This is a genomic window from Marinobacter sp. LQ44, assembly GCF_001447155.2.
Lineage (GTDB): Bacteria > Pseudomonadota > Gammaproteobacteria > Pseudomonadales > Oleiphilaceae > Marinobacter.
Genome location: NZ_CP014754.1, coordinates 1,925,896 through 1,942,118, shown reverse-complemented (window position 1 = coordinate 1,942,118; position 16,223 = coordinate 1,925,896). Strand labels below are relative to the sequence as shown.

General features: G+C 57.0%; 13 protein-coding genes and 1 pseudogene. 9 read left to right on the top strand and 5 right to left on the bottom strand.

Translation table 11 applies throughout. The features are described from left to right. Positions 1-110: 110 nt before the first annotated feature. Genes ASQ50_RS09030 through ASQ50_RS09020 form a run of 3 tightly spaced genes read right to left on the bottom strand, consistent with a single transcriptional unit; the run spans position 111 to position 3,372 of the window. Positions 111-1,127: a tyrosine-type recombinase/integrase gene (locus ASQ50_RS09030; RefSeq protein WP_058092803.1), complete on the bottom strand. Its 1,017-nt coding sequence runs from the start codon at positions 1,125-1,127 to the stop codon at positions 111-113. Then, a complete protein-coding gene (locus ASQ50_RS09025; RefSeq protein ID WP_058092802.1) occupies positions 1,124-2,113 on the bottom strand; it encodes a tyrosine-type recombinase/integrase in 990 nt (329 codons plus the stop codon). The genes ASQ50_RS09030 and ASQ50_RS09025 overlap by 4 nt, the downstream gene beginning before the upstream one ends. After that, on the bottom strand, positions 2,110-3,372 hold the full coding sequence (locus ASQ50_RS09020) for a site-specific integrase (RefSeq protein ID WP_068351350.1): 1,263 nt from the start codon (positions 3,370-3,372) through the stop codon (positions 2,110-2,112). The genes ASQ50_RS09025 and ASQ50_RS09020 overlap by 4 nt, the downstream gene beginning before the upstream one ends. A gap of 141 nt (positions 3,373-3,513) precedes the next feature. Here ASQ50_RS09020 and ASQ50_RS09015 point away from each other — a divergent pair. From ASQ50_RS09015 to ASQ50_RS08975, 9 genes and pseudogenes are all read left to right on the top strand, one after another. Next, positions 3,514-4,422: pseudogene (locus tag ASQ50_RS09015) on the top strand (Mu transposase domain-containing protein); the annotation flags it as partial. A gap of 11 nt (positions 4,423-4,433) precedes the next feature. Beyond that, the gene (gene istB / locus ASQ50_RS09010) at positions 4,434-5,189 is read left to right on the top strand and encodes an IS21-like element ISSpu5 family helper ATPase IstB (RefSeq protein ID WP_058092926.1); all 756 of its coding nucleotides are present in this window, start codon (positions 4,434-4,436) and stop codon (positions 5,187-5,189) included. A 29-nt stretch (positions 5,190-5,218) separates the two neighbouring features. After that, positions 5,219-5,650: a nucleotidyl transferase AbiEii/AbiGii toxin family protein gene (locus tag ASQ50_RS09005; protein WP_156509993.1), complete on the top strand. Its 432-nt coding sequence runs from the start codon at positions 5,219-5,221 to the stop codon at positions 5,648-5,650. A gap of 843 nt (positions 5,651-6,493) precedes the next feature. Continuing rightward, positions 6,494-7,492 carry a lipid A deacylase LpxR family protein gene (locus ASQ50_RS09000; RefSeq protein ID WP_058091237.1) on the top strand — a complete coding sequence of 333 codons (999 nt, stop codon included), beginning with the start codon at positions 6,494-6,496 and terminating at the stop codon, positions 7,490-7,492. Positions 7,493-7,808: 316 nt separating this feature from the next. Then, a complete protein-coding gene (locus ASQ50_RS08995; protein WP_041654905.1) occupies positions 7,809-8,429 on the top strand; it encodes a glutathione S-transferase family protein in 621 nt (206 codons plus the stop codon). 63 nt (positions 8,430-8,492) lie between these two features. Next, positions 8,493-9,161, top strand: a complete 669-nt coding sequence (locus ASQ50_RS08990; protein ID WP_008170339.1) for a cupin domain-containing protein — start codon at positions 8,493-8,495, stop codon at positions 9,159-9,161. A 43-nt stretch (positions 9,162-9,204) separates the two neighbouring features. Continuing rightward, the gene (locus tag ASQ50_RS08985; protein ID WP_008170337.1) at positions 9,205-9,771 is read left to right on the top strand and encodes a TetR/AcrR family transcriptional regulator; all 567 of its coding nucleotides are present in this window, start codon (positions 9,205-9,207) and stop codon (positions 9,769-9,771) included. Between the two features lie 78 nt (positions 9,772-9,849). Further along, complete coding sequence (locus tag ASQ50_RS08980) at positions 9,850-10,656, top strand: dienelactone hydrolase family protein (protein WP_008170335.1); 807 nt, start codon at positions 9,850-9,852, stop codon at positions 10,654-10,656. Positions 10,657-10,740: 84 nt separating this feature from the next. Continuing rightward, complete coding sequence (locus ASQ50_RS08975) at positions 10,741-11,826, top strand: aldo/keto reductase (RefSeq protein ID WP_058091238.1); 1,086 nt, start codon at positions 10,741-10,743, stop codon at positions 11,824-11,826. A gap of 281 nt (positions 11,827-12,107) precedes the next feature. Here the strand turns inward: ASQ50_RS08975 and ASQ50_RS08970 are convergent, their stop codons facing one another. Further along, complete coding sequence (locus tag ASQ50_RS08970; RefSeq protein WP_058091239.1) at positions 12,108-15,146, bottom strand: efflux RND transporter permease subunit; 3,039 nt, start codon at positions 15,144-15,146, stop codon at positions 12,108-12,110. Further along, positions 15,143-16,186, bottom strand: a complete 1,044-nt coding sequence (locus ASQ50_RS08965) for an efflux RND transporter periplasmic adaptor subunit (RefSeq protein ID WP_227510245.1) — start codon at positions 16,184-16,186, stop codon at positions 15,143-15,145. Before ASQ50_RS08965 ends, ASQ50_RS08970 begins: the two co-directional genes overlap by 4 nt. Between the last annotated feature and the right edge of the window lie 37 nt (positions 16,187-16,223).

The following is a 16,223-nucleotide window of genomic DNA, read 5'->3' as shown; positions in this document are numbered from 1 at the left end:
ATGTGTCCCGGCACATAATCCGGATTATGTTCCCTATCCCATTATGTTTCGTTCACTTTGGAAGACCTTGAAACCATAGGGAGGCCCCCTTGCACTGGGGCACATAACGATCACAGGGATTCCAGCCATTGCAGCAGCTCGGAATTGGATCGCCATACTGGCTTTCGGTGGGACTCCGCCGGAGAATCCCAAATAGGCTCACAGGTGCGGAGCGCGTCCACTTTCATTCGGAGGGTGATCTCGGCGTATCGGTTGGTGGTCTCCAAACTGACGTGTCCAAGCCAGGCGCGGATGACGTTGACCTCGACACCTGCTTCAAGCAAATGCACGGCCGTCGTGTGGCGTAAGACATGGGGTGAGATGTGCCGCACTGTGCCATCTGCGCTTTTCTTCACCACCTTGACGGTATGACGCCGCACGATCTTGTAGATACCAAATCTGGTCAGCGGCGCACTGTTGCGGGCTAGGAAGACAGCGTCATTGGAGTGGCGTCGTTGCCGATTTTGCTCCAGTAAGTCCTGCATCAGACCCGCCGTTCGCGTCCACAAAGGACAGGTACGCCATTTGTCACCTTTACCATGCAGCCGTACTCGGGGCTCAGAACCGAGTTCCAGGTGCGTTGCGCGCAGATCCGCTACCTCCTGTACGCGTGCTCCGGTGTTATAAAGGAAGCGAAGCAAGGCTTGGTCGCGCAGAGCCTGAGGGTGGTCGGTGGGCAAGGCAGCGAACAGAGCATTAATCTCGTCGCGTTCGAGATACAGAGTCTCGCCCGGTTGCCAGCGTTTGACGGGAATGGAAGCAATTTGCTGTGCTTCCCCGAGCACGCAGGGCTCACGGCCGGCAAGATACTCGAAGAAGGTATGCAGCGCCGCCAGGCGCTGGTTTCGGGTTCTAACCCCATTACCACGTTCCTGTTCAAGGTGTTGCAAAAAATGGCGCACTCGCTCGCCAGTGAGATCAGCCAGTTCCAAGCGGGTGATCCGGCAATGCTTATCCTTTGCAGCGAATTGCAAGAACAGGCGCAGGCTCTCCTTATAACTTCGGATACTGGCCGGGCGCAGCCCCCGTTGGCATTTAAGGTGATCCTCTACGAAGGCAAAGACGAGACGCCCCAATTGATCCGTCATGATAGCTCCTCCTCTCTGCGGGGATCGGCGAATCGCTCGAACCGTTGGCTCGCCTCCCGGAGCAGTGCTTCGGTGATGGTCAGATACCAGGCAGTCGATGCCGGGTCGGCATGGCCCATGAAGGTTGATAGATGAAAGAGCCGTTGATTGGGATCCACGCCGGTGCGATACCAGCGGAGCAGAGTTGCGACCGCGAAGGAATGGCGCAGGCAGTGCAGATGAGGTTGGCGTACGCCAGGTGGCACGTACGGATCCATCTTCAGTATCAAGTGGTGAAATGTCTGACTGACCGTCTCAATACGCATTGGCTTGCGCTCTGGGAAAAAGCTGAAAGAAAATACCGGATCATCCGGCTGCCATGGCCCATACCGATCAACGCCAAACTGTAGATAGACAGCGATCTGTTGCGCCATGCGCGGGCCAAAGGGGACCAAACGCGTCTTGCCAAACTTGCTCTTGTCGATCACCAGAAGGCTGCGCTGGCAATCGACGTCGCGATACCGAAGATGCACAATCTCGCCGACACGCAGGCCCAAACCGTACATCAGCGAGAAGATTGTTCGGTAGACCATGCCACGACAGGGTGCCCGGGAATTGTCCGGAAGCTGTGACGCCAACGTCAGGATGTCTTCCACCTGAGCCGGTTCGAACAGGAAGGGTTTAAGCTGGGAAGTCACCGGCTGAGGGTGAGCACGAACCGGAGAATGCGCTAGCCGCTCCTGGGCCACCTGCCAGGCAAAAAAGCAGCGGAGCACCCCCAAGAGGTGGTTATAGCTGCGTGGGCGAGTGCGTGGCCGCGAAGCGAGAAAGGCCTCAATCAACGCCGGTTGCACTAACGCCGCATCACTCACCCGTTCCTCGACCAAAAAGCGATCGAATAATTGCAAGGCGAGCTCTTCAGTATCAAATTTTCGGCCCAGCGCGCGCTTGTAACTCAAGTAAGCCGAAAAATCCTTGCCCAGTACGCTGTGGAAGGAGGCGGTCATGGCAGCACCTCCTCGTGGCCCAGCGCCACCATGCGCAGGGTTTCCACGTCCACCTTGGTATAGATGCGGGTGGAACTTGGCGATGCATGACCAACGTAATCGCCGATGACCTTGAAGTTGAACTCGGCATCGACCAATCGCTGTACGCAAGTGTGGCGCAAGGTGTGCGAACCTGGGCGACGGACATTAATACCCGCTTTGCGCAGGTAGTGCGTCGCGCGGCTGGACACAGTAACCGCCGTCACAGGTCGGACGGGCGCCAGAACCCGGAAAAACAGCCTTCGCTCCTCGACGTGTGGGCGTGCATTTTTTAAGTAGTCGAGAATAGCTTCGCCTACCACTGAAGAGAGAGGGTACGCAGTGGTGTGTCCCGCCTTGCGCTGCGGCACCAACAGGCGTTCTCTCTTCCAGTCAATATTCTCCAGTGTCAATCCGGCCACCTCATGGCCGCGCAGTCCATACGTGACGAGCAAAAGTAGAATGGCATAGTCGCGCTTGCCCAGAGCACTGCGCCGATCAACAACATCTAGCATGCGCCGGACGTCGTCCCAGGAGATCGAACGCGGGAGATCGGCCAGCTGATACCGACGCGGGGACTCTACGGTAGCGCCGAGATCGCGATTGATCAGCTGCTCGCGGTACAGGTAGCGCAGGAAGACTCGCAAGGAGCTGCACAGCCCCGTCATAGAATGCGGGCTCAATCGGCGACCGCTCTCCACCACAAATGCACTGAGTATGGCTGGAGTGAGCTCGGACAAATGCAGCAGGTTGATTCGCGCCAGGTAGGCTTCCAGGTTATGCAGATAATGGCCATAGTGCCGGAGAGACAGCTCGCGCAGGCCCCGTTCTTCACGCAGATAAACAAAGAACCCCGGTGCCTGAACCAGGAAGGGATCTTGACTGGTCCGTCTCCGACCTGTTCCGCGGAAATCGGGCAACATCAGGGACAGCAATTGCTCGATCGGTGTACGAGCATCATTAGCCACCCATCGCTTTGCCTGGTATGCGTTCTTGGCGTGAACCTTTACCCAGTGCTTTACATAAGGCTCGACATGAGTCGGAAGCTCGCTCCACTGCGTGGCACCATGATCGCGAGCAAACTCGCCAAACTGCCTCAGGAGTGGGACTCGCCGCAAGATTACCCTGGGCCTGTATCCGTGCCCGGCTAACCACGCAACGTACTGCTCAATCGGTTCCGCGATCCAGGAAGCGCGGATCGCATCGATGGTATCGGGCTTAACGAAGTAATGTTCTAACATGACAATCTCCTTTCTGGATGTAGGAAAGGAAATCATGCGCCCAAACGGCATCTGTCGTTATGTGTCCTTTTACACGGGATCCTCCCTATGGATTCAAGGTCTTCCAAAGTGAACGGAACATAATGGGATAGGGAACATAATCCGGACAACCTCCGCTCCGGCGTTACCAAGGCTCACCGCTACGAGCCGGATCTAAATCCAACCTATCAGGACATGGCCGCCCATTATGGCGTGGCCGTTGTCCCCACACGGGCCCGTAAGCCCCGCGACAAGGCCAAGGTGGAAGGTGGAGTACTGATCGTCGAACGCTGGATCCTGGCGGCGTTGCGCCATCGTCAGCACTTCTCACTGGGGCAACTCAACGCCACCATCCGCGAGCTGCTGGAGCGACTCAACAGCCGGCCCTTCCGCAAGTTGCCCGGCTGTCGGCGCGACCACTTCGAGCAGTTGGATAAACCCGTTCTACAGCCATTGCCCGCAGAGCCGTATGTTTACGCGGAGTGGAAGAAGGCCCGGGTGCACATCGACTACCATGTGGCCATCGACGGACATTACTACTCGGTGCCCTACACCCTGATCAAGAAAGAGGTAGAAGTCCGGATTACCCACAACACCATCGAATGCTTTTACCGGGGCAACCGGATCGCCAGTCACCGGCGCTCCGACCAGAAGGGACGACACACCACCATCGCCGCTCACATGCCTGAGTCTCATCGCCACGCTGGTGACTGGTCACCAGAACGTCTGATCGCCTGGGCGGCCAAGACCGGCCCGGCTACCGAGAAGCTCATCCGCACGGCCCTCGGAGCCCGCAAGCACCCGCAACAGGCCTATCGCTCCTGTCTGGGCATACTACGGCTGGGGCAGAGCTACGGTGAGTCGCGGCTGGAAGCCGCCTGCCAGCGTGCCCTGATGCTGGGCAGTTGCCGTTACAAGAGCATCGAATCCATCCTCAAACACCGTCTGGATCAGCAGCCTCTGGAAGAACAACAGGAACTGGCCTTGCCCGACACACACGACAACATCCGCGGCCCTGCCTACTACCACTGAAGGAATCTGACATGCTAAAACATCCCACACTGGATAAGCTCCACGCCCTCAAGCTGACCGGCATGGCCGCCGCCCTGGCGGATCAGTCAGCCACCCCCGACATCACCGATCTGAGCTTCGAGGAGCGCCTCGGGCTACTCGTGGACCGGGAAATGACCGAGCGAGATAACCGGCGCATGACCAGCCGGTTGCGCCGTGCCAGGCTGCGGCACAATGCCATCCTCGAAGACATCGATTACCGGAACTCACGGGGCCTGGATAAAGGGCTGGTGCAGTCACTGGCCGGCTGCCAATGGGTAAAAGAGCACCTGAACGTGCTCATCACCGGTCCCACCGGGGTTGGCAAAACCTGGTTGGCCTGTGCCTTGGCACACAGGGCCTGCCGGGAAGGCTACACCGCACAGTATGTGCGCCTGACCCGGCTGCTACGGGAGCTGACCATTGCCAAGGGCGATGGCCAGTACGCCAAACTCCTGACCAACCTGGCCAAAGTCGACGTCCTGATCCTGGATGACTGGGGACTGATGAAGCTGAGCGCCGAAAATCGGCGAGACTTGCTGGAGGTACTGGAAGACCGGCATGGCAGGCGCTCCACCATCGCCACGAGCCAATTACCCATCGAGGAATGGCATGGTGTAATCGGTGACGCCACTCTGGCCGACGCCATCCTGGACCGGCTCGTTCATAACGCCTACAAGATCAATCTCCGAGGCGAATCCATGCGAAAACGGCAAGCAAAGTTGACGGACACTGAGATTTCGGAGTAAGAAGAGAAACCCCGCGTCGCTACGCTCCGATGGGTGGCAGCCTTGCTCCGGTCCGGGTGGCAGGCTTCACGTGGAATGGGTGGCAACCTTCAGCGGTTTACGCACTCGTACATGTCGAATGCAACAGGGGCAAGCTTAGGGAGAGTGCTGAAAGGCTTTCCAGGCATTGGTACGACTTGGTCATGCTTGCAGGGCATCCTGCCGGCCAATCAGCGGTCAAAAACCGGGAGCTGTTTGAGGAGGTTGTCCGCCATAAGAAAGTTTTCTTTCATACGGGCTACGCGAACTATGACGAATGTCTGGATGGACGACTGAAACTATTGCCAGAGACAGACACTCTGGAGGGTTTGCGGGGTGACTATGAGAAAACGGTGGAAGCGGGAATGATGTACTCAACACCTCCGAGCTTTGAGGACATTATCGATTCAATCCGGTACCTTGAAAGCCGAGTTAACAGCTAGTGAGCATCATTGCTCCCGAATCTGCTCGGACATACCATGGACACAATTTGGGCACAGACAAATAAAAAGGGCCTACGTTTTCACGTAAGCCCTTGAAAAATATGGCGCGCCCGAGAGGATTCGAACCTCTGACCTCTGCCTCCGGAGGGCGCCGATTGGGGGCGGTTTGGAGTGAGGTCGGTGGGTCTAAATCGTTGTTCGTCAGTAACTTGCAGGTCGGGCGGAAGCTCAAAAAAATTCTTTTAACACCGCTAGTTACACGATTTATCCCAGGTTTGGGCACACACTTGTCAGGTTAGAGATGGCTCTAACAGGACAGAATGACCGCTGCTCCAACTGCTTATTTTCCAGTTTCACAGTTTACTATGCGAACTTCAAGCTCAGAAAAAATGTCTGGTTTTAACTGTCCGAAATTGGACAGTTGTCGAGCGGGGTAGTCCGAGAGTCCGCCTGTAGAAAGCTATATTTTGCGAGAGAGTATCACCCATCGGCACTCGTTAACAGTCAAGGTTGGCCGCATCAGAGGTTATCAAGAGTAACGGGGGGATTCGGCAACCACATAGCTGACACTCGGGGCGATTAGTGTAGCGTTCAGACTACCAATAGCTAAAGAGCCAGTACCTGTCAGGTCGATTGACTACAGCTGAACTTTTCCAAGTAATCGGGTGTTCTTATCTCGTCCGGCGGCACGTTAATCCGGAAAGCTGACTGCGTCGATGGGAGGGAGCTAGAAAAGCGAGGGAAAGCGACTTAGTCTGCACATCTGATTGAGTGGCCGTTGTAACGGTATGACTCGACATAGGCCATGCTTGTTAACTCTTGTATCAACCGGAGAGACTGGATTTGAGTTGTCGCTGCGGATGTGCCCTCCTGCTGTTTTTCGTCATTAGTGTTTTCCCAACCAGCCTGAAGGCTGAAGTCGTGAACCTGTCCTGGGATAACGACCTGCTTACCGGAACCGATCGCGGCTATACAAACGGGGTACGCTTTTCGTATCTGACGGACACCGCTGACGAGAACGATGGAAAGTCGGCAAGATTTGCCCGGATTCTGCGTGATGAGCTGCGCTTTCTGCCAGGTATTGGAACTGCTGATTCAAAGCAGGCGGTAAGCCTGAGTTTGCGGCAATTCATGGTTACGCCTGAAGATATTACGGTTGAAGGTCCGCAGTTCGACGACATTCCCTATGCCGGCCACCTGTCGCTCAGCGGCACTCTCTGGAGCTGGAACGCCGATACGATTACCGGCTTTGGTGCTCACATTGGCGTTATTGGGCCCGAAAGCGGTGCCGAGTCGGTTCAGAAATGGGTGCACGAAGCCACTGGAAGCGACAAGCCGCAAGGGTGGGGGAATCAGCTTGGAACCGATGTGGTGGGTGGCATACAGGCTGCGCATGGCCGAAAACTCCTGCAACTCGGGCAGGGCGGCAACATTGAACAGCGTGTGTCGGTGGTTGGATCCGGACTACTGTCGAGTTTTCGGACTTCCGCTAAAACCGGGTTGGTCTGGCAGCTTGGCAGACACCTTCCTATAAATTTTGTGCCGGACTACGCTGGTACATCCTCAACCATCGCTTTGCCGGGCTCGTTCAAGGATTCAGGCAGTAGCTGGTCAGTATATGTGGGGCTGGGGCTGGAGTATGTAGGCTATTCCTACATCGATGACAATGCCGGGGCTTACCGTTTCGACAAAGGGCCGCTGATTGGTCAGCTTGGTCTGGGTGCTACCTGGCAGTGGGATCACCTGCTGGCCGCGGTCACATTGCGTGCCTCGACCAGCGAAGACGAGCGCCATAAAGACAACTTCAGCTTTGGAACACTGTCAGTTTCTTGGGCAATATAGAAAGGTCGGTTTTGACCGTTGCTTACGGGATGTGGTGGCGCTTGTTCCTGCTGTTAAACATAAGCGAACATTCACGGCTGCTCTTTCGCACACGCTTCTTTCAACAAAAACACTTCGATATTTATCAAATCGTCTAACTGAGAAGCTGGCTTTTTGGTTTGGCTATGTACTGCAAGAAGGCCCGGGCTGTTCTTGGCGTTTGGAATGTCTTGTCAACAGCGCAAAGAAAAGCAGAACAATCAAATTGCCTCTTGCACATCTACCTACTAATAGGTAGATTAATTGGCGCATGTTTAATGACCAACAGAGGCAATCAATGAAAATCTACGATATCGAAGGCTTCCCGAACCCGCTCCGCGTTCGCATCGCTCTGGCAGAAAAAGGCGCAACAAACCAGGTGGAATTCGTCCCGGTCGATGTCATGGGCGGCGAGCACCGTTCCGAGGCGTTCAAGACGAAAAACCCGGATGCCACCGTGCCCATGCTGGAACTTGACGACGGCACCTGCATCGCCCAGTGCAATGCCATCACCGAATATATCGACGGCGTCTTTGATGGTCCGTCCCTTATGGGTACAACCCCAGCGGAGCGTGCCCGTATCGCAATGATGAATCTGCGGGCAGAAAACGGTCTGATGAACGCCGTGGGTGCCTATTTCCACCACGCGACCCCGGGGCTTGGTCCGGATCTGGAAACCTGGCAATGCGCTGAGTGGGGTAATAAACAGAAAGAAATTGCCAGCGCAACCATGGCCTACCTTGACAGCGTTCTGGCGGACAACGAGTTTCTCGCAGGCGACAGCTTCTCGGTCGCAGACATCACCGCCTTTGCCGGCCTGGGGTTTGCGGATTTCGCGAAGGTTGACATTCCCGAGTCTCTGACCAATCTCCAGGCCTGGCGCGCAAAAGTCGCAGCCCGTCCTTCAATTGCCGGGTAATCCGAAACCTTCGGATTTAATGCAAGCGCTGAAAACATGAAGGGCACAAAAGGGAGGAATATCATGGAGATTAATGCAGATTTCTCCAAACCGGTGGTTATGCATTCCGACCAGATTGAATGGCAGCCCTCGCCCATGAAAGGGGTGGAGCGGCGCATGCTGGACCGGATCGGGGACGAAGTTGCCCGCGCCACGACCATCGTGCGTTATGCGCCGGGCAGTCATTTCTCGGCGCATACCCATACCGGTGGAGAAGAATTCATCGTACTCGATGGCGTGTTCCAGGACGAGCACGGTGACTTCCCTGCTGGCACCTACGTGCGCAACCCCCCAACCACGTCACATATTCCGGGCTCTGAAACGGGCTGTACGATATTTGTGAAACTGTGGCAGTTCGACCTGGCCGACCGCACCCAGTTCAGCAAGAATATGGAGGCCGAGCTGGGCGCCCCAGTGGGCGGCGTTGCCACCGCAAAGCTGCATGAGGACGATCGTGAGATCGTGACCTACAGCCAGCTCGATGCGGGGGCGACACTGACCTCTGAGGCGCCCGGCGGAATCGAACTGCTGGTGGTCGAAGGTTCGGCTATCAGGGATGGCGAGGTGCTGGCCAGGCATGACTGGCTGCGCCTCCCTGAAGGACACAGGTTGTCCGTGACGGCCGGGGACGACGGCGCCAAGATCTGGATGAAAACGGGGCACCTGCGATTTGCCGGGGCACCGAGGGTATAAGCCCGGCAATAGCGGGATTGAAAAGGCAGACAGGTGAACAACCATGAACCGTGATACCAGAACAGCCCTGATGGATCTTGCCGAGCACACCGTCCGGTCACGGGGCTTTGACGGGTTCAGCTACGCGGATCTGGCCGAGGCCATCGGCATTCGAAAGGCCTCGATCCATTATCATTTCCCCACCAAGGCGAAGCTCTCCGAAGCCTTGATCGAGCGCTATCAGACCAGTCTGCAGCAGGGTCTGACCGAGATAGACGCAGCCCATGCCAGCGCTGGCGCGCGCCTCAAGGCACTCATTGCCCTGTACCGCGGGGCGTTGCATGATGGCCAGACCGTGTGTCTGTGCGTTGCCTTTTCGACCTGCCGCGAAAGCCTGTCCGACACCGTTATTGCCAGAGTCGGCGCCGTTCGCGCAATGGTTCTGCAGTGGATTACGGCAACGTTTGAACTGGGACAAAGGGATGGATCCGTCTCGGCCATCCTGGGTCCCGCCGATGAAGCGCAGGCGACCCTGGCGATGCTGGAAGGGGCCCACCTTGCCGCGCGCACCGAAGAAGACCTCGCCGTGTTTGATGCCGCAACGCGACTGCTGCGCGCCCGCTGCCAGTAACGACGGGACAGGAATCGCGCTTTGATGTACAGAATCGCTACGCAAATTGACTCATAACGAGCGAAAAGGAGCAAACAGATGATGAGCACCCTGAAAACAGCACTGGCAGCAGCCACGCTGTCACTCACTGTTGCAAGTACGCAGGTACTGGCAGAAACGCAAACCAGAACCATCGAGTATCAAGTCGGCGACGAGACCTTCACCGGCTACATGGCCTGGGATGATGAATTCGGGCAAAAGCGTCCGGGGGTTCTGGTGGTCCATGAATGGTGGGGGCACAATGAATTTGCCCGGAATCAGGCAGAACGACTTGCCTCGGCCGGCTATACGGCGTTTGCGCTGGATATGTATGGCTCTGGCAAACAAGCCGACCATCCCGATACCGCCCAGAAGTTCATGCAGGAAGCCACTCGGGACATGAGTCAGGTCAAGGCGCGCTTCATGAAGGCGATGGACATCCTGAAGAACCACGAAAGTGTTGATGCGTCCCGAATTGCGGCACAGGGTTATTGTTTTGGCGGCGCCGTGGTTCTCAACATGGCGCGCATGGGCGTCGATCTGGACGGCGTTGTCAGCTTCCACGGCGCGCTCGGCAGCCCCCTCACGGCTGAACCCGAGTCCGTGAAAGCCAGGATCCAGGTGTACACCGGCGGTGCCGACAAGCTGGTCCCCTCGGATCAGGTCGCGGGCCTGGTCAAGGAGATGCAGGATGCCGAAGTCGACCTGACACTGGTGAGCTTTCCCGGAGTACTGCACTCATTCACCAACCCAGGCGCCGACAAGATCGCCGAGGAGTTCGGCATGCCGGTTGGTTATGATGAAGAGGCTGCCAGCCGTTCCTGGGATGGCACCATGCGTTTCTACAAGGCCATCTTCACCCAGTAACACAAGCGAGTGCAAACAAACCGAAACCGGCAGTATTTACAGTGAATTCTGGAACACCAACCGAAAAGCATGATGAGGTGCAACATGGCAACTGAGAGTTTACCACTGTTCGATGGAGACAATCGTCCAGGCTACAAGTCGCTGGGCAACTCGGGGCTGTTCGTATCCGAACTGTGCCTGGGCACCATGACCTTCGGCGGCGATGAGGACATCTGGGGCCTGATCGGCCAGTTGCAGCAGGAACAGGCCGACGAACTCGTGAAGATCGCCCTGGAGGCGGGGGTCAACTTTATCGATACCGCCAACATCTATGGTTTCGGCGCCAGTGAGCGCATCGTCGGCCAGTCCCTGAAGAATCTCGGCGTTCGCCGCGAAGATGTGGTGCTGGCGACCAAGGTGCTCGGCCCCATGGGCGCAAGCCCCAATGCCCGTGGTGCTTCCCGCGGCCATATAATGAGCGAATGCAAGGCGAGCCTGGCGCGCCTGCAAACGGATTATATTGACCTGTACCAGATCCACGGTTTTGACCCGGCCACGCCGATCGAGGAAACTCTGGAGGCACTGAACACCCTGGTGCAGCAAGGCCATGTGCGTTACGTGGGCCTGTCCAACTGGGCCGCCTGGCAAGTGATGAAAGCCATCGGCATCACCCGGGCCCGCAACCTGTGCCCGATCATATCCATGCAAGCCTACTACACCCTCGTAGGTCGCGATCTGGAGCGGGATATTATTCCGATGCTGAAATCTGAGAACGTTGGTCTGATGGTGTGGAGCCCACTGGCCGGGGGTTACCTGTCCGGTAAATACGAGGGGCCGGACGTTTCCGAAGAAAACCGGCGCGCCAAGTTTGACTTTCCACCCGTCAACCGCGAGCGGGGCAGCGAAGTCATCAAGGTTATGCGGGAGATTGCCGATGGCAAACAGATCGACGGCGAACCGGTCAATGTGGCACAGATTGCCCTGTCATGGCTGCTACACCAGAAGCCTGTGACCAGCATCATCGTTGGCGCCAAGCGGCCCGAGCAGCTCAGGGACAATATCCGCGCGGCCCAAATCCGCTTGTCCGACGATGAACTGATAGCCCTGGATGAAGTCAGCCGCCTGCCCGAGGAGTACCCGGGCTGGATGATGGCAATGATGGCCGGGTACCGAAACTCTACCGAGTCCTGATTCCAAAACCGACCCAACCCAACCCAACCTTCACATCGTGCTGCGCCCCGACGGCGCAGCCGCTATGCTGGAAAAACCGTTAATGCTGTCAAAACTTAGACGTCCGTGCCTACTGGCCACTTCGACGACTCTCCTGGCTGCTTCAACACCTGACTTTACCGGTTCTGGTGTTGGCGGCAAAACAGGTCGTGTCTAAGGGTTATTTCAGAACTCAATCACCTTCCTGGAAGACTTAAGTGAAATGTAATTGCTAACAAAATTGGCGCTCATTCAAACCTACCTCAATCTTCCATCTGTAAGCGAAACCAAAGAGCATAAAGCGCCGGCACAAACAATAGCGTGATCAGAGTGCCGACCGCCACGCCACCGATAAGGACATAAGCCAGCGGCCCCCAGAACAGGTCAAAGGTCAGAGGAACAAACGCCAGAACGGCCGCCAGGGCGGTGAGTACCACGGGTCGGGCACGCTGGACTGCCGCCTCGACAACGGCTTCCCGGGCAGCCATCCTTGCTTTGAAGTTGTCCTGCACCTGCTGCGTCAGAATCATGGTATTTCGCATCAGGATGCCGCCCAGGCCAATCAGCCCCAGCAGCGCGGTAAAGCCAAAGGGTTGATTAAACAGCAGCAAAGCCAGCACAGCCCCGATCAGACCCAGTGGCGCGGTGGCAAGAACAGTCAATGTGCCGATAAAGGAACGCATCTGAAGCATGATAAAGATCAGCATCAACGCCAACATCACCGGTTGTAATGTCTGGATTGAAGCATTGGCTTTGGCTGATTGTTCCACCGTACCGCCGATTTCAATACGGTAACCCTCCGGCAACTGTTCGCGCAGGCCCGTCATCGCACTCCATATCTCCTTGGTAACATCCGGTGGCTGGGCACCTTCTACATCGGCCTGAACGGCCAGGAAGGGGTCACGGTTGTAACGCTTTATGACGGGGTCCTCGTAACGAACCTGCCACTTGCCCAGTTGCTGTACGGAAAGTTTGCGGCCGTCGCGGGTTTTGATCTCAAGATCTTCCGGCATGATCACTTCGCCACGGGCATTACGCGCCACCAGTTGAACGCTCCTTATGCCCTGGCGCAGTTCGGTGACGGCCACTCCGCGGAGTTGGAACTGCAGTTGCCGGGCAACTTCCGCCGGGGTCAGGCCCATCCAACCCAGGTTTTCCGGGTCCATATCAAGATAGAGAGTGGGCACACGCTCATCCCATTCGAGATGCGGCATGACGATATTCGGATGCCCGGTCATGAGAGTGCGGATCTGGTGCGCGATCTCTCTGAGTTGATCGGATTCCGGACCCAGCACACGAAAACTGACCGGCCAGACCACCGGGGGACCGTACAGCAAACGCGTCACCCGCACTCGTGCCTCCGGAAATTCACCCGCCGCGATTCTGGTTTCCAGCGCCGAGATGATGCGATCGCGCCCTTCAACGTCCTGCCCAATGGCAATCAACTTGGCAAATGCCGGGTCCGGCTGCTCGGGGTTGGCCGATACGAAGAATCGGGGTGCACCGGCACCGATGTAAGCGGAAAGGCTTTTCACCTCCGGCATGTCCATCAGAATCGCTTCCAGGCGTCTGACACTTTGATCCGTGGTGGCAATAGCGCTCCCCTGCGGAGCGTAGACACTGATCAGAACTTCGGGGCGATCAGAACTGGGGAAAAATTGCTTCTGCACCTGGGTTGCCATCCCGAAAGCACTGATCGCCAGCAAACCCACTGTGATAAAAACGACGGTTTTCCGGTACTGTACACACGCTGTGATCACTCTACGCAACCGCTGATAAAACGCGCTTTGGTAGAGGTCCTGGCCCGTATGCCCGGTGTAATCGGGCAAGAGCTTGACGCCCAGATAAGGCGTAAAAGTTACCGCCACCACCCAGGAAATCAACAACGAAAAAGCGAGCACCCAGAAGATGTTGCCGGTGTATTCTCCCACTCCGGACTGGGCAAATCCGATGGGAACAAATCCGGCCACCGTCACCAGCGTTCCAAACAGCATGGGCGCGGCTGTTACGCTCCAGGCATGACTGGCTGCCCGTACCCGGTCCCAGCCGCTCTCCATCTTCACAATCATCATTTCAATGGCGATGATCGCATCGTCCACTAACAGACCCAGTGCGATAATCAACGCACCCAGGGTGATGCGGTCCAGGTTTATGCCCGCCATTTTCATCAACAAGAAAGTCAGGCCGAGGGTCACAGGAATCGCAATGCCCACCACCAAACCCGCGCGCAGACCGATCGCCAGTATGCTAACCCCCATCACCACGACCAACGCAACCAGAAACTTGACCTGAAAAAGATCAACCGCCTGAGTGATGGCTTCCGCCTGATCGGTCAGGGTCTGTATTGACATTCCCAGCGGCAGCCTGCCCTGTTCGGCACTGACAAACTCGCGCAGCCGCTCACCAAACTCCAGGCCATTTTCACCCGCGCGCATGACGACACCTAACAGGATCGCATCCTCACCGTTGGAGCGGACGATGTAGCTCAAAGGATCTTCATAACCTAAACGCACCTCGGCCAGATCAGACACGGTGATAAGCTGGTCTCCGATACGCAGAGGTACTGAGGTGAGGCGCTCAAGGTCAGACAGGTCGATGTTGCTGCGGACATAAACCCGCGGGCCGGCAAGATCAACAAAGCCAAGAGGCTGAAGACGGTTGTTGGCCTCTATCGCCTGCAACACCTCTTCTGCCGACAAACCGAGGTTGTTGAGCCGGTCCTGATCAAATTCGAGATACACCCGCTCAGGACGCTCCGCCAGGAGCTGTGCTTTTTGCAAGCCGGGCAGCCGTTGCAAGCGATCCCGTATCGATTCTGCCTCTCGGGTCAGTTCACGCATTGGCATCCCGGGTGCCGTCAGCGCCAGCAGGGAGAAATACACATCCGCGAAATCATCGTTGACGATGGGGCCGATCACACCCCGGGGCAGATTGGGCCTCTCATCGAGCATGCGTTTGCGGACTTGATAGAAGAGGTCCGGCACTTTTTCGCTGGGCGTAGAATCCTGGAATCGGATAACCATGGCGGCCTGCCCGGGCCGGATGGTTGTTTCAATGGTATCGGTATACGCCACCTCCTGAACTCGCTTTTCCAGACGATCCACGACCTGATTCTGCAGCACCTCAGGGGTTGCTCCTGGCCAGACGACAGAAACCACCATCGCCCGGACGGTGAACGCAGGGTCTTCCGCCCTACCAAGGGAGGAGAACGCGTAGAAACCGGCAACAACGGACAGCAAAAGAAAAAAGAGGGTGACCGAACGCTCGCGCACTGCCAGCGCGGAAAGATTCGGTAAGCTCATTGAGCCAGCTCCCGCACCGCCATGCCAGGCGTGAGCAGGTGTGTCCCCAACGCGACGATGGGCGTTCCCGCGTTGATATCGGCCTTGATCTGCGCATACTCTTCACCCAGATCGATCACCTCGACCGCAAGGGGCTTCACCGTGCCATCGGAGACCAACCAGACCTGCGGCGTTTGCCCTCTCTCATCGAGGGCACCCAGCGGTACGCGATGGCTGGGCGCGGTTTGCTTCTGTGCTAACTGGACACTCACCACCGAACCCAGGGTTAAAGATGAGGGGTAGGGCCCCTCCAGGCTGTATCGGGCACGCCAGCTCCGGCTTGCCGGGTCGGCAGCCCCGGCAATCTCTCTCAGGCTCACAGCAAGCTGTTCGCCATTGGGTAAAGGAACATAACCGCGCCTGGGCGGGCTACTGCCCTCTGGCAAAAAAACCTCGACTTCCAGCGATTGATCTTCGGCCAGAACGGCAAGGGTTTGACCGACACCCACAACCTGGCCGGGTTCAACGATGACCTCAGTGACCACGCCTGCATGGGCGGCTTTCAGTTCCGCATACCCCAGGGCATTCTGAGCCTGCTGATTGCGTGCAGAAGCCGTTTGCACCTGGCTGCGCGCCTCACGCTCTGCCAATTCAAGGCGTTGCAGGGTTTGTTCGCTGACAAACTGACGCCCCACAAGTTGCTGTTGGCGCTGGAGCTCATTGGTGGTAATTGCCAGGGCCGCTTCTGCACGCTTCAGATCCGCGGCGGCTCCCTCCGCCGTTGCTACAAGGTCTCGTGTATCGAGTTTGAACAGTAAGTCGCCTTTTTCCACGCGTTGACCGGCATCAATGTAACGATGTTGAATCCGACCGGCGATCTGAAAGGCCTGAGGAACTTCGTGGCGGCCTCGCAGGGTTCCTGAAAATCTGTGCGTTGTTGGGCCGGCGTCCTTTAGTTCAACTGTTTTTACCCAGGGGATAGGGGCGCGGGCCTCTGGGGGCGGTTCCGAAGACTGCTGACAACCAGACAGAATGAGCAGCGAGATAAACAGTGTCAGCATACAGCGCATGGCAGGTGTCCCGATTGGCAAAATCAAG